Annotated in this window: 10 protein-coding genes and 1 pseudogene; 2 read left to right on the forward strand and 9 right to left on the reverse strand. The window is 60.5% G+C overall.

Annotated elements, in window-relative coordinates:
• Positions 1-609: 609 nt before the first annotated feature.
• Both QOM08_RS29075 and QOM08_RS29080 read left to right on the forward strand, forming a co-directional pair.
• Positions 610-1,494 (forward strand): annotated as a pseudogene (locus QOM08_RS29075) (methyl-accepting chemotaxis protein); the annotation flags it as partial.
• A 198-nt stretch (positions 1,495-1,692) separates the two neighbouring features.
• Positions 1,693-2,397 (forward strand): methyl-accepting chemotaxis protein, encoded by a 705-nt coding sequence (locus QOM08_RS29080; RefSeq protein WP_409078013.1) that lies wholly within the window; start codon positions 1,693-1,695, stop codon positions 2,395-2,397.
• A 222-nt stretch (positions 2,398-2,619) separates the two neighbouring features.
• On the opposite strand, the gene aceA is transcribed toward QOM08_RS29080, so the two are convergent.
• The 9 genes from aceA to QOM08_RS10215 form a co-directional block, all read right to left on the reverse strand.
• Positions 2,620-3,945: an isocitrate lyase gene (aceA, locus tag QOM08_RS10175; protein ID WP_014337679.1), complete on the reverse strand. Its 1,326-nt coding sequence runs from the start codon at positions 3,943-3,945 to the stop codon at positions 2,620-2,622.
• Between the two features lie 457 nt (positions 3,946-4,402).
• Positions 4,403-5,164: a secretin N-terminal domain-containing protein gene (locus tag QOM08_RS10180; protein WP_188251537.1), complete on the reverse strand. Its 762-nt coding sequence runs from the start codon at positions 5,162-5,164 to the stop codon at positions 4,403-4,405.
• Positions 5,165-5,407: 243 nt separating this feature from the next.
• Positions 5,408-5,833, reverse strand: a complete 426-nt coding sequence (locus QOM08_RS10185; protein ID WP_188251538.1) for a GNAT family N-acetyltransferase — start codon at positions 5,831-5,833, stop codon at positions 5,408-5,410.
• Positions 5,826-6,992: a cupin domain-containing protein gene (locus QOM08_RS10190; protein ID WP_047227729.1), complete on the reverse strand. Its 1,167-nt coding sequence runs from the start codon at positions 6,990-6,992 to the stop codon at positions 5,826-5,828. Before QOM08_RS10190 ends, QOM08_RS10185 begins: the two co-directional genes overlap by 8 nt.
• 83 nt (positions 6,993-7,075) lie before the next feature.
• A complete protein-coding gene (gene purB / locus QOM08_RS10195; RefSeq protein WP_047227728.1) occupies positions 7,076-8,446 on the reverse strand; it encodes an adenylosuccinate lyase in 1,371 nt (456 codons plus the stop codon).
• 258 nt (positions 8,447-8,704) lie between these two features.
• On the reverse strand, positions 8,705-9,328 hold the full coding sequence (hflD, locus tag QOM08_RS10200) for a high frequency lysogenization protein HflD (RefSeq protein WP_047227727.1): 624 nt from the start codon (positions 9,326-9,328) through the stop codon (positions 8,705-8,707).
• Positions 9,325-10,449 (reverse strand): tRNA 2-thiouridine(34) synthase MnmA, encoded by a 1,125-nt coding sequence (mnmA, locus tag QOM08_RS10205; protein ID WP_188251539.1) that lies wholly within the window; start codon positions 10,447-10,449, stop codon positions 9,325-9,327. Before mnmA ends, hflD begins: the two co-directional genes overlap by 4 nt.
• Positions 10,450-10,508: 59 nt before the next feature.
• Entirely contained in the window at positions 10,509-10,955 is a 447-nt protein-coding gene (locus QOM08_RS10210; RefSeq protein WP_139050646.1) for an NUDIX hydrolase, read from the reverse strand.
• Between the two features lie 218 nt (positions 10,956-11,173).
• Positions 11,174-13,399: an NADP-dependent isocitrate dehydrogenase gene (locus QOM08_RS10215; protein ID WP_047227724.1), complete on the reverse strand. Its 2,226-nt coding sequence runs from the start codon at positions 13,397-13,399 to the stop codon at positions 11,174-11,176.
• Positions 13,400-13,524: the final 125 nt, after the last annotated feature.

The raw sequence follows: 13,524 nt of genomic DNA on the forward strand, positions 1-13,524 counted from the left end.
TCTAACCGTGCGCCGCAGTTTTTTTGGGGGGGGGCGGGCTCGGTGAAGGTTGGATCTGCATGGGGACTGCTCCTGTGGGAGCCAAGCTTGCTCGCGATGCCGGCAACGCTGTCCCGAGGCAGACTGCGCAATCGTTCATTACGGGCAAGCTTGGCACCCACAGATGCAGGCTAGCTCCTACAGAGTAGATTGCTTGAAAAAAACGGCTCAAAAAAGCCGTGGGCGTCCGATCAATGTCGCTCAGCTAACCCCGCGCAAATCCTATGGCCAGGGAATTTCGTGTTTAAGCGACCACCGTCGTGCGAGCAAAAAAACGGCACGAGGTTGGGTTTAAGGTCTTGAAGAGGTGATATCAAATGGCTATCTTTATGCTTCATTCATCTAATCATCTATATCAATACTGGTTAGATTTTCGGCCCCTTCTTAGATAGCCGCGTCAGTTTCATCGTTCGTGGCTGATACCAAAGGAAAGTCATGAACTCTTGGATCGCGAATATGAGCGTTATGCTCAAGCTGGCTTTGGGCTTTGCTGTTGTGCTGCTTCTGACCGCTATTCTCGCCGCGACCGGCTGGTTCAGCCTGGGAAAAATGATCGAGCGCACGGATCGAATGACCAGCATTACCGAACTGGGCAACCGCCTTGATCACCTGCGCAGAGCTCGCTTGCAGTACCAGTTGGACCGGGGTGATGAACAAAAAGGTGCATTGATCCAAGCGTCGCTGGAGCAGTTTGTCGCCCAGCAGAAAAGCCTCGCCAAAGAACTGAGAAAACCGGAAAACCTGAAGAAACTTGCCCTGATCGAGCAGGCCAGCACGCAGTATCAAGTGGCACTCAATACGATGCGCGAGGCTTATCGCAATGACGCAGCCATGCGCAAGGAAATGGGCGTCAATGCGGTCAAGGGCGCCGCGCTGATTGCCAGGGTCATCGCTGACGTGGAAGCGCTGCCCGCCTCGGATGAGCGCCGCTTTGACCTTTACAAGCTTATTCTCAAGGCCAAAGAGGACGTGGCGCTGGTGCGTTATGAAGTGCGTGGCTATACCGGCAACCCCAATAGCACCACCGAACAAGCCGCCACCCGCCAGCTCGAAAATGCGTTCAAGAGCATCGAAGCGCTCAACAGCGCTTTCGGCCCAACCTATGCCGACACCATCAAGCAGCTGGAAACCGCGCTGATTGCTTACCGTCGTTCGGTACAGGACTTCACGGCCAGTAATCAGGCCATGGGCAAGGCTGTGCAGGACACCACCGATTTGGGTGAAACCATCACCCGTCTGTCCGGCGAAATGTATGCCAGCCAACTGGTTTCCCGTGACGAAGACAGCGCCCAGGCTCGCATCCTGCAACTGAGCTGTACGGCCTTGGCGATGTTGTTGGGGATTTGTGCCGCCTTGATCATCACCCGCCAGATTACGCGGCCGTTGCAAGACACATTGGCTGTGGTCGATCGCATTGCGGCAGGCGACCTCACGCAACACATGATCGTGACTCGTCGTGATGAGCTGGGTGTCTTGCAGCAGGGTATTCAGCGTATGGGCAGCACCTTGCGCGACCTGATCGGTGGCATCCGCGATGGTGTCACCCAGATCGCCAGTGCCGCCGAAGAGCTATCGGCTGTTACTGAGCAGACCAGTGCCGGGGTCAATAGTCAGAAGATCGAGACCGATCAGGTGGCGACTGCCATGCACGAAATGTCGGTTACCGTGCATGAAGTCGCGCGTAATGCCGAACAGGCTCGCGCAGCCGCTTCAGAGGCCGATGCACAAGCCCGTATTGGCGACCAGGTGGTCGCGCAAGCCATCGTTCAGATCGAGCGCTTGGCCAGCGAGGTCGGGCGCTCAGTCGACGCCATGAACGAGCTGGAGCAAGAAAGCGGTCGCATCGGCAAGATCATGGACGTGATCAGGGCGGTGGCTGAGCAGACCAACTTGCTGGCCCTTAACGCCGCCATTGAGGCCGCTCGCGCGGGTGACGCCGGGCGCGGTTTTGCCGTGGTCGCCGACGAAGTACGTGGGCTGGCCCAGCGTACCCAGCATTCCACCGAAGAGATCGAGAGCCTGGTGGCGGGCTTGCAGAGCGGCACGCGTCAGGTATCGAGCATTATGCAGAGCAGCCGCGAACTGACCGACAGCAGCGTGGAATTGGCATGCAAGGCCGGCACATCCCTGGGCAACATCACCCAGGCGGTTTCTGGCATTCAGGCCATGAACCAACAGATTGCCGCCGCCGCGGTGCAACAAAGCTCGGTGGCCGAGGAAATCAGCCGCAGTGTCCTGAGTGTGCGCGATGTATCCGAACAGACCGCCTCAGCCAGCGAAGAAACCGCAGCCTCCAGCATCGAATTGGCGCGCCTGGGTAACCAGTTGCAGCAGTTGGTCAGTCACTTCAAGGTGTGAAAGGGGGGCTCTGGCGGCCATGCTCCAACTGGTAATTCCAGCAATGGTCGTTCCGATCCCCACTCATACCAAAAACCCTGCATGGCCTTGACGATCAACGGTTGGTGAAAGCTGGAAAACCGGCGAAAAAAAGCCCCGAACCAGTCGGGGCTGTAGAACGTCGGCTTTGCGGTTAGCTTTTATTCGGTCCGCAAGGGCCGTTGACTCAAGGCATGCCGAGGATCAGTGGAACTGCTCTTCTTCGGTGGAGCCGGTCAGCGCGGTTACCGAGGAGGTGCCGCCCTGGATCACGGTGGTCATGTCGTCGAAGTAGCCGGTGCCCACTTCCTGCTGGTGAGCCACGAAGGTGTAGCCCTTGGCGGCGTCAGCGAACTCCTGCTCTTGCAGCTTCACGTAGGCGGTCATGTCGTTGCGGGCGTAGTCGTGCGCCAGGTTGAACATGCTGTGCCACATGTTGTGAATGCCGGCCAGGGTGATGAACTGGTGCTTGTAGCCCATGGCGGACAGTTCGCGCTGGAACTTGGCGATGGTCGCGTCGTCCAGGTTTTTCTTCCAGTTGAAGGAAGGCGAGCAGTTGTACGACAGCAGTTGGTCCGGGTATTCCTTCTTGATCGCTTCGGCGAAGCGACGCGCCTCGTCCAGGTCCGGCTTGGCGGTTTCGCACCAGATCAGGTCGGCGTACGGCGCGTAGGCCAGGCCACGGGCGATCGCCTGGTCGAGACCGGCGCGAACCTTGTAGAAGCCTTCCTGGGTGCGGGTGCCGGTCACGAACGGCTGGTCGTACGGGTCGCAGTCGGAAGTCAGCAGGTCAGCGGCGTTGGCGTCGGTACGGGCCAGGATGATGGTCGGTACGCCGGCAACGTCGGCGGCCAGGCGGGCAGCGGTGAGCTTCTGCACGGCTTCCTGGGTCGGCACCAATACTTTGCCGCCCATGTGGCCGCATTTCTTCACCGAAGCCAGTTGGTCTTCGAAGTGAACGCCGGCGGCGCCTGCTTCGATCATGCTCTTCATCAGCTCGTAGGCGTTCAGTACACCGCCGAAACCGGCTTCAGCGTCGGCCACGATTGGCGCGAAGTAGTCGATGTAGCCTTCGTCGCCTGGGTTCTTGCCGGCTTTCCACTGGATCTGGTCGGCACGACGGAACGAGTTGTTGATGCGCTTGACCACGGTTGGAACCGAATCCACCGGGTACAGCGACTGGTCCGGGTACATCGACTCGGCGGAGTTGTTGTCCGCAGCCACTTGCCAGCCCGACAGGTAGATCGCCTGGATACCGGCCTTGACTTGCTGTACAGCCTGGCCGCCGGTCAGGGCGCCCATGCAGTTGACGAAATCTTTCTCGGGACGGAAGGCTGGCTTGGCGCCCTGGGTGACCAGGTTCCACAGTTTCTCGGCGCCCATTTTCGCAAAAGTGTGCTCAGGTTGAACCGAGCCACGCAGACGGACGACGTCAGCAGCGGAGTAATTGCGCTTCACGCCTTTCCAGCGCGGGTTTTCAGCCCAATCTTTTTCAAGGGCTGCAATTTGCTGTTCGCGTGTCAGTGCCATGGAGATAAACCTCGTCGCATAGGTCTGGGGTGGAAAATTCCTGCTCCTGCCGACCAGGGGTTGGACGGTCAAGTCGGTTCAGGCGGGGAGGCGACGGGATGAACGATGGGCTCGAGGGGAAAGTGAGCAGGTAGAGGCGAACTGCGGGCGCATTCGGGCGTCGTGGGCCTTTATACGAACTCAGAGTGATGCCGGGTTACCTAGTTACGCTTCCGTCCCTCGGGACAACTTCGTTCCAGTCGCAACCTCGTCAAACACACCTTGTGGGCGGTACAGACACGAATCGGCTCGCAGGGTAGTTGCAAGCGTCGACCCGAAGGCCCTTGCCAGGGCCCCTGATTAGCGGGAGCGAGGCCATCATGCCTTCGGTTTTTTGGCTCGTCAAACGTTTTGTAGTGCTTTTTTTATAGCACTACATCTTTGGTCTAATACGACTCGTCAGTCAGTTTTTGGTGCTTCAGTTCAGGGTATCCACCTTGACCCGCAGAATCATGTCGTCCCGGCCTTGGGTCGAGTAGCTGCGGCTCAGCCCCTGTTTATCGGCCTGAGTCTGGCGATTGACCCCGGCCAGGGTGATCCATTCACCCAAGCGGCCGCTGACCGTTGTGTCGGTACTTTGAACGTTCACTACATCGGGACGTTCCTGGCTCATACGGTCACGGTTGGTACTGATGTTCAGATGAACGGTCTCGCCGGTGACGCTGGCCGTGACATAAAAGCCTTGGGTGACGTTGCGGTATTCGGTCTGGCTTTGCAGGCGGCCGTAGGTGTCGGTCTGGGTGCTGGTGAACGGCACGCTCTGGCCGACCTGAATCAGCGCCGGCTGGCCTTCGCTGGCTTGTACCTGCTGCACGCCGCCTTCGCGGCTGGCGGTGCTGCGGTTGATGATGCGGGTCTGGCTGGGAGCGGCGCCGTTGATCGAATAGCCCTGGTCGCCCTGCAAGTTGTTTTCGTTGGTGTCGACCGTGATCAGCAGGCGCTTGGGGGCGGTGTCCAGTTGGGCGAGAAATGCCTTGAGCTCTTCGATTTTTCCGGGCTCGGCATTGACGATCAGTTGGTTGCCATAGGCGCTGACCTGGCCGTCCTTGCCGATGAAATTCTGCGCCACCGGCAACAGGTCGGCGCTGGTTCGGTAGTTCAGCGGGACGATTTCAGTAGCGGCCATCACCGACAGGCTGCAGCCGAGCAGCAGGGTGGCGAGCAGGGTGCGTAAGGACATGTCCATTTCTCCGCGAGACAAAGGCTTGATATTGCCAGTTTGTCGGCCTGGGGTGGGGCAAGTTGAATGTTAGACGGCAAAACGCCCCGGCATCGGTGGATGGCGGGGCGTTTTGTGGTGTTCTTCAGGGCCTCATCGCGAGCAAGCTCGCTCCCACATTGGAATAGTGGTGTACACGAAATCTCTGTTCACCGCAGGTCCCTGTGGGAGCGAGCTTGCTCGCGATGGCTGCGCCACAGGGTTTCAGGTCGAATGGCGAACCATGTCCACATGCGGAATCCCGGCTTCCAGGAACTCCTCGCTGACCACGGCAAAACCCAGCCGCTCGTAGAACGGCGTGGCATGCACCTGGGCGCTGAGCATCTGCTGCTTGAGCCCGCGCTTCTCGGCTTCGGCGATCACGGCGTGCATCAGCGCGTCACCCACCTTCAGGCCGCGCCAGTCCTTGAGGACCGAGACGCGACCGATATGGCCGTCAGTCAACAGGCGCGCGGTGCCGATGGGGAAGTCGCCTTCAAACGCCAGAAAATGCACCGCGCTCTGGTCATCGGCATCCCATTCCAGTTCAGGCGGGACGGACTGCTCGGCAATGAACACAGTCTCACGAATGCGCCGGATCTCGGCGTTATCCTTTTGCCAGTCTGCGACACGAACGTGGATTTTATTCATCAGCGAACCCCAGGCTGCCTTGCTTGACCAGCTCGCAGATCAGGCCGCGACCGTCTTCGTCGGCCAGCCACGGGCCGAGGTTTTCGCTGTGCAGGGCATCGGCGGCGCAGATCATTTTCAGCAGGTCGCGCAGCTTGCCCGGCAGATAACGGCTCTGGCCGCTGGCAAACAGCAGCAGGTCATCATCGACTTCCGACCAGGCCAGGCGGGCGCTTGGGTTGCGGATGATCACTGCGCCCTGTTCCAGGCCGGCCAGCAGGTCGTCTTCTTCCAGTTCCGGGCCTACCACCAGCTCCGGGTAGCGCGGCTCGGTCATGAACTGGCCGAACCAGGTCAGCAGCAGGCGCTCGTCGCTCATGTGCTCGGCCAGCAGGCCCTTGAGGCGATCGAGGGCATCGTGCTGGATCTGGTGCGGGTCGGCCACCGGGCGCGCATCGGCGTCGGTGTAGCGTTCTTCGTCCGGCAGGAACTGGCTGAGGAAGTCGGTGAAGTGGGTCAGCACTTCGGCGGCGCTCGGCGCGCGGAAGCCTACCGAGTAGGTCATGCAGTCATCCACGGCCACGCCGCAGTGCGCCAGGCGTGGCGGCAGGTAAAGCATGTCGCCCGGTTCCAGGGTCCACTCGTCGGTGGCCTCGAAGTCGGCGAGGATGCGCAGGTCGGCGTGTTGCAGCAGCGGGCTCTCGGAGTCGCACATCTGGCCGATTTTCCAGTTGCGCTGGCCATGGCCCTGCAGCAGGAACACATCGTAGTTGTCGAAATGCGGGCCGACGCTGCCACCCGGGGCGGCGAAGCTGATCATCACATCGTCGATGCGCCAGCTCGGCAGGAAACGGAAGTTTTCCAGCAGTTCGCTGACTTCGGGTACGAATTGATCGACAGCCTGCACCAGCAGGGTCCACTCGCGCTCCGGCAATTTGCTGAATTCGTCTTCGGCAAACGGGCCACGACGCAATTCCCAGGGACGTTCGCCGTGCTCGATGACCAAGCGCGATTCGACTTCTTCTTCCAGGGCCAGGCCGGCCAATTCGTCGGCATCGATCGGGCTTTGGAAATCAGGAATCGCCTGACGGATCAGCAGTGGTTTTTTCTGCCAGTAGTCGCGCAGGAACTCCCGTGCCGTGATGCCGCCCAGGAGTTGCAGAGGAATATCAGGATTCATGTGTAACCTATTGAAAAAATATACTTTTCAGACGCGAATAAAAACGCCCGGCGCGGCCGGGCGTCTCAGGGCAAAACGGTGGATCAGATGCGCTTGGCTTGTGCCGCTGCGTTGCCGATGTAGTTGGCCGGCGTGAGCTTTTTCAGCTCGGCGCGGGCCTCGGCAGGCATGTCCAGGCCATCAATGAAAGTCTGCAACGCTTCAGGGCTGATGCCCTTGCCACGGGTCAGTTCTTTGAGCTTTTCATACGGGTTTTCGATGTTGTAGCGACGCATTACGGTCTGGATCGGCTCGGCCAGGACTTCCCAGCAGGCGTCCAGGTCGGCGGCGATTTTCTGCTCGTTTAGTTCCAGCTTGCTGATGCCCTTGAGGCTGGCTTCATAGGCAATGACGCTGTGGGCAAAACCCACGCCCAGGTTGCGCAGCACTGTGGAGTCGGTCAGGTCGCGCTGCCAGCGGGAGATCGGCAGCTTGCTCGCCAGGTGCTGGAACAGCGCGTTGGCGATGCCCAGGTTGCCTTCGGAGTTTTCGAAGTCGATCGGGTTGACCTTGTGCGGCATGGTCGAGGAACCGATTTCGCCAGCGATGGTGCGCTGCTTGAAATAACCCAGGGAGATGTAGCCCCAGATGTCACGGTCGAAGTCGATCAGGATGGTGTTGAAACGGGCGATCGCATCGAACAGCTCGGCAATGTAGTCGTGCGGTTCGATCTGGGTGGTGTACGGGTTGAAGCTCAGGCCCAGCTCGTCTTCGATGAAGGCGCGGGCGTTGGCTTCCCAGTCGATGTCCGGGTAGGCAGACAGGTGCGCGTTGTAGTTGCCCACGGCGCCGTTGATCTTGCCCAGCAGTGGCACGGCGGCGACCTGGGCGATCTGGCGCTCCAGACGGTACACCACGTTCGCCAGTTCCTTGCCCAGGGTGGTCGGCGAAGCCGGTTGACCATGGGTGCGCGATAGCATCGGTACGTCGGCGAAGCGGATTGCCAACTCGCGGATGGCCTGGGCGGTCTGGCGCATCAGCGGCAGCATCACGTCATCACGGCCTTCGCGCAGCATCAGGGCGTGGGACAGGTTGTTGATGTCCTCGCTGGTGCAGGCAAAGTGGATGAATTCGCTGACGTTGGCCAGTTCCGGCAGCTTGGCCGCCTGCTCCTTGAGCAGGTATTCGATGGCTTTGACGTCGTGGTTGGTGGTGCGCTCGATCTCTTTGACGCGCTCGGCGTGCTCCAGCACAAAGTTTTCAGCCAGGGCGTTCAGCACCGCGTTGGCTTGCGCGGAAAACGCCGGGACTTCGGCAATGCCAGGGTGAGCGGCAAGGCGCTGGAGCCAGCGCACTTCAACCAGGACGCGAGCGCGGATCAGGCCGTACTCGCTGAAAATCGGGCGCAGGGCCTGGGTTTTGCCGGCGTAGCGGCCGTCAACAGGGGAAACCGCAGTGAGCGAAGAAAGCTGCATGGGGTGTTCTCGGACAGTCGGGCAACGAAATGGGGCGCGTATCATACATGAAAACAATCGCCGGTCCGTCGCCAACTGACCGGCGTATTACGCGTAACGGAACACTATTTACCACCTGTGGCGAGGGAGCTTGCTCCCGCTGGGGCGCGAAGCGGCCCTGAGTCCAGGCAGTCCGCTGGATCAGCCGGACTCAAAGGACTGCGTTGCAGTCCAGCGGGAGCAAGCTCCCTCGCCACAAAAAAAACGGGTTGAGGCGACTTATTCGTTGCGCATCAACGGGTAAAGCTCTTTCAGCAATTTGCGTCGGCTGATCACCAGTTGCCAGCGATGACCACCCAACTGCCGCCACAGCCGCGCCGAGCGAATTCCGGCCAGTAACAGGGCGCGGATCTTCGAGGCATTGCTCGGTTGTTGCAGATTGCGCATGTCGCCGTGTACCTGAATGCGCTGGCGCAAGGTGCTCAGGGTGTCCTGGTACAGCGCACCGCAAGCGGCGATGACGTTTTCGTGGGCGGGACCGAAGTGTTCAACCTGGGACTGAATCTGCGGCAGGCGATTGCCGATGGTATCCAGCAGGTCGTCGCGCTTGGCCAATTGCCGTTCCAGACCCAGCATCGACAGCGCGTAGCGCAGCGGCTCGCGTTGCAGAGTGCTGGGGTCGCGCTCCAGGGCACCGATCAGTGCGCGATAACCCTCGCGCAGGTTCAGGTCATCGCCGCCATAGACTTCAAGTGTGTCCTTGGGATCACGAATCAGCAGGCTGCCGAGCATGCAGCTCAGGCCCGCTTCGGTGGCCTGGCCGGTCTTGGCGATCCGATCCACCAGCACGGCGGCGAGAAACACCCCGCCCAATGCCGTCAGTTGCTCCTGGGTCGGACTCATGCCTTGCTGCTCCAGGGCTCTGCGACTTCGATCACGCCGCCGCCCAGGCAGATTTCCCCGTCGTAGAACACCACGGACTGGCCGGGTGTGACTGCTCGTTGTGGGTCATCGAACGTCGCGCGATAGCCCGTGGCGGTTTTTTCCAGCATGCAGGGCTGATCACTCTGGCGGTAGCGAACCTTGGCCGTCAGACGGCGCGGTTGGCTGAGGTCGATCGGGTTGACCCAATAGATGTCGGAGGCGAGCAGGGCGCGGGAGAACAACCACGGATGGTCGTTGCCCTGGCCGACGATCAGCTCGTTGTGCTCCAGGTCCTTGACCAGCACGTACCACGGCTCTTCACCGGCGTCTTTCAGGCCGCCGATGCCCAGGCCCTGGCGCTGGCCGATGGTGTGGTACATCAGGCCATGGTGGCGGCCGATGACGTCGCCTTCGGTGGTCTTGATTTCGCCTGGCTGGGCCGGCAGGTACTGCTTGAGAAAGTCGCTGAAACGCCTTTCACCAATAAAGCAGATGCCGGTGGAATCTTTCTTCTTGGCGGTGGCCAGGGCGTGTTTTTCGGCGATCGCGCGCACTTGCGGCTTTTCCAGCTCGCCCACCGGGAACAGGGTCTTGGCGATCTGCTCGCCGCCGACGGCGTGCAGGAAGTAGCTCTGGTCCTTGTTCGGGTCCAGGCCCTTGAGCAGTTCGGTACGGCCGTCGATGTCGCGGCGGCGCACATAGTGACCGGTAGCGATCAGGTCAGCGCCGAGCATCATGGCGTAGTCGAGGAACGCCTTGAACTTGATTTCCCGGTTGCAGAGGATGTCCGGGTTCGGCGTACGACCGGCCTTGTATTCGGCCAGGAAGTGCTCGAACACGTTGTCCCAGTACTCGGCGGCGAAGTTGGCGGTGTGCAGCTTGATGCCGATCCTGTCGCAGACGGCCTGGGCGTCCGCCAGGTCGTCCATGGCGGTGCAGTATTCGGTTCCGTCGTCTTCTTCCCAGTTCTTCATGAACAGGCCTTCCACCTCATAACCCTGCTCGATCAGCAGAAGGGCGGAAACGGAAGAGTCCACGCCGCCGGACATGCCGACAATGACGCGCTTGTTGGTGGTGTCAGAAGGGGCTGGATCACGCATAGCAGTTCAATGAGTGTCTTGAAAAAGGACGCGATTCTATCAGGCCCGGACGCGCAAGGCTAAAGAGAAGGACGGATCAGCGTCAGACTGTGGCGATGACCGGCCAGATAATCGTCGATGCAGCGGATGATCAGCTCGCTGCGCCAGTGGTCACGCTGTTCGAGCAACTCGTTGCGGGTCAGCCACTTGGCGCCCAGGATGCCATCATCCAGTGGATAGTCCGGGCGGTGGTTCAAGGCCTTGGCGGCGAAACAGACCCGTTGGTAGGTCACGCCATTGCTGGGGGCGGTGTACAGGTAAATGCCCACCACGCTGGTAGGTTCGACGTCCCAGCCGGTTTCTTCCAGGGTTTCGCGCACGGCGGCTTCGATCAGGGTTTCGTTCGGGTCCAGGTGGCCTGCAGGCTGGTTGAGCACCGCTCGTCCGCCCTTGGATTCTTCCACCATCAGGAAACGGCCGTTGTCTTCGACGATGGTGGCGACGGTGATGTGGGGGTTCCAGTCCATGGGGTTTCCTCTATTTCTCAGATTGGAATACGGGCCACTGTGGGAGCGAGCTTGCTCGCGATAGCGGTGGGTCAGTCAATATCAATGTTGAATGTTATATCGCTATCGCGAGCAAGCTCGCTCCCACAGGGGAATACTGTGTTGTCAGGGGAATATGGTGTGTCTGGAAACACAAACCCCGGCACCAGGGCCGGGGTTTGTGGTGTTCCTTTACAACCTTACACCAGCGCAGCAATCGCCGCGTTGAAGGTGTTGCTTGGGCGCATGGCCTTGCTGGTCAGCTCCGGGTTGGCGAAGTAGTAACCGCCGATGTCCACCGGTTTGCCTTGGACGGCATTGAGCTCGGCAACGATTTTTTCTTCGTTGTCGGTCAGTGTCTTGGCCAGGGCAGTGAACTGGGCCTTGAGGGCTGCGTCGTCGTTTTGCGCGGCCAATGCCTGGGCCCAGAACAGGGTCAGGTAGAAGTGGCTGCCGCGGTTGTCGATGCCGCCGACCTTGCGCGAAGGCGACTTGTTGCGGTCCAGGAACTCACCGGTGGCCTGGTCCAGGGTCTTGGCCAGCACCAGGGCTTTAGGGTTGTTGTAGGTCACGCCCAGGTGTTCAAGGGACGCGGCCAAGGCCAGGAACTCGCCCAGGGAATCCCAGCGCAGGAAGTTTTCTTCCAGCAACTGCTGAACGTGCTTGGGTGCCGAACCGCCGGCGCCGGTTTCGAACAGGCCACCGCCGTTCATCAGCGGCACGATCGACAGCATCTTGGCGCTGGTGCCCAGTTCCATGATCGGGAACAGGTCGGTCAGGTAGTCGCGCAGCACGTTGCCGGTCACCGAAATGGTGTCCTTGCCTTCGCGGGTACGGGCCAGGGTGAATTTCATCGCGTCGACCGGCGACATGATGCGGATGTCCAGGCCGGCAGTGTCGTGGTTCTTCAGGTAGGCCTGGACTTTCTCGATCACCACGCCGTCATGGGCGCGCATCGGGTCCAGCCAGAAAATCGCCGGGGTGCTGCTGGCGCGGGCACGGTTGACGGCCAGCTTGACCCAATCCTGGATCGGCGCGTCCTTGGTCTGGCACATGCGGAAGATATCGCCCGCCTCGACGTTCTGCTCCAGCAGGGTGCGACCGGTGTTGTCCGAAACACGGACCACGCCGTCGGCCTTGATCTGGAAGGTCTTGTCGTGGGAACCGTATTCTTCGGCTTTCTTGGCCATCAGGCCGACGTTCGGCACGCTGCCCATGGTGGTCGGATCGAAAGCGCCGTGTTGCTTGCAGTCTTCGATCACCGCCTGGTAGATGGTGGCGTAGCAGCGATCCGGGATCACGGCCTTGGTGTCGTGCAACTGGCCGTCGGTGCCCCACATCTTGCCGGAGTCACGGATCATGGCCGGCATCGAGGCGTCGACGATGACGTCGCTCGGTACGTGCAGGTTGGTGATGCCTTTATCGGAGTTGACCATCGCCAGGGATGGGCGCGCCGCGTAGACCGCCTGGATGTCGGCTTCGATCTGCGCCTGCTGCTCGGCCGGCAAGGCCTTGATGCGGGCGTACAGGTCGCCGATGCCGTTGTTCAGGTTGAAGCCGATCTGCTCCAGCACTTGTGCGTGCTTGGCCAGGGCGTCTTTGTAGAACTCGGCGACGATCTGACCGAACATGATCGGGTCGGAGACCTTCATCATGGTGGCCTTGAGGTGGACCGACAGCAGGACGCCTTTTTGCTTGGCGTCTTCGATTTCAGCGGCGATGAAGTCGCGCAGGGCGTTCTTGCTCATCACGGCGCAGTCGAGGATCTCACCGGCTTGTACGGTGGTTTTTTCTTTCAGGACAGTGGCAGTGCCGTCCTGAGCGATCAGCTCGATTTTCACGCTGCCGGCGGCGTCGATCAGGGCGGCTTTTTCGCTGCCGTAGAAATCACCGGTGCTCATGTGGGCCACATGAGACTTGGAGTCGGCTGCCCAGGCGCCCATTTTGTGCGGGTGCTTGCGCGCGTAGTTCTTGACCGACAGCGGTGCGCGGCGGTCGGAGTTGCCTTCACGCAGGACCGGGTTCACGGCGCTGCCCTTGACCTTGTCGTAGCGGGCGCGTGCGTCTTTCTCGGCGTCGCTGGTCACAGTTTCCGGGTAGTCCGGCAGTGCATAGCCCTGGGCCTGCAATTCCTTGATCGCGGCCTGCAGTTGCGGCACCGAGGCGCTGATGTTCGGCAGCTTGATGATGTTAGCTTCAGGCGTCACGGCCAGGTCGCCCAGTTCGGCGAGGTGGTCGGCGACGGCTTTGTCACCCAGTTGCTCGGGGAAGCTGGCCAGGATGCGCCCTGCAAGGGAGATATCGCGGGTTTCCACGGCGATGTCGGCCGAGGCGGTAAAGGCTTCGACGATCGGCAGCAGCGAATAGGTGGCGAGGGCGGGAGCTTCGTCGGTGAAGGTGTAGATGATCTTCGAGCGGGTGGGCATATTCGGATTAACTCTCTTCTTTGCTAAAGCATGCGCAGAAACTCGAGGGGCGCCGGGTAAGCGCGTTCGTTCAAAGTCATCCGTGAGTCGAATGTCGAGGTTTCTTCGCGGTGATGTTGGGTGCA

This window comes from Pseudomonas sp. P105, from assembly GCF_032614175.1.
Taxonomy (GTDB): Bacteria; Pseudomonadota; Gammaproteobacteria; order Pseudomonadales; family Pseudomonadaceae; genus Aquipseudomonas; species Aquipseudomonas rhizophila.

Excerpts from the sequence above, each read along its gene's own strand:
- aceA (WP_014337679.1), bottom strand. The coding sequence starts at position 3,945 with ATGGCACTGACACGCGAACAGCAAATTGCAGCCCTTGAAAAAGATTGG.
- QOM08_RS10210 (WP_139050646.1), bottom strand. The coding sequence starts at position 10,955 with ATGGACTGGAACCCCCACATCACCGTCGCCACCATCGTCGAAGACAAC.
- mnmA (WP_188251539.1), bottom strand. The coding sequence starts at position 10,449 with ATGCGTGATCCAGCCCCTTCTGACACCACCAACAAGCGCGTCATTGTC.
- QOM08_RS10185 (WP_188251538.1), bottom strand. The coding sequence starts at position 5,833 with ATGAATAAAATCCACGTTCGTGTCGCAGACTGGCAAAAGGATAACGCC.
- QOM08_RS29080 (WP_409078013.1), top strand. The coding sequence starts at position 1,693 with ATGTCGGTTACCGTGCATGAAGTCGCGCGTAATGCCGAACAGGCTCGC.
- QOM08_RS10180 (WP_188251537.1), bottom strand. The coding sequence starts at position 5,164 with ATGTCCTTACGCACCCTGCTCGCCACCCTGCTGCTCGGCTGCAGCCTG.
- QOM08_RS10190 (WP_047227729.1), bottom strand. The coding sequence starts at position 6,992 with ATGAATCCTGATATTCCTCTGCAACTCCTGGGCGGCATCACGGCACGG.
- hflD (WP_047227727.1), bottom strand. The coding sequence starts at position 9,328 with ATGAGTCCGACCCAGGAGCAACTGACGGCATTGGGCGGGGTGTTTCTC.
- QOM08_RS10215 (WP_047227724.1), bottom strand. The coding sequence starts at position 13,399 with ATGCCCACCCGCTCGAAGATCATCTACACCTTCACCGACGAAGCTCCC.
- purB (WP_047227728.1), bottom strand. The coding sequence starts at position 8,446 with ATGCAGCTTTCTTCGCTCACTGCGGTTTCCCCTGTTGACGGCCGCTAC.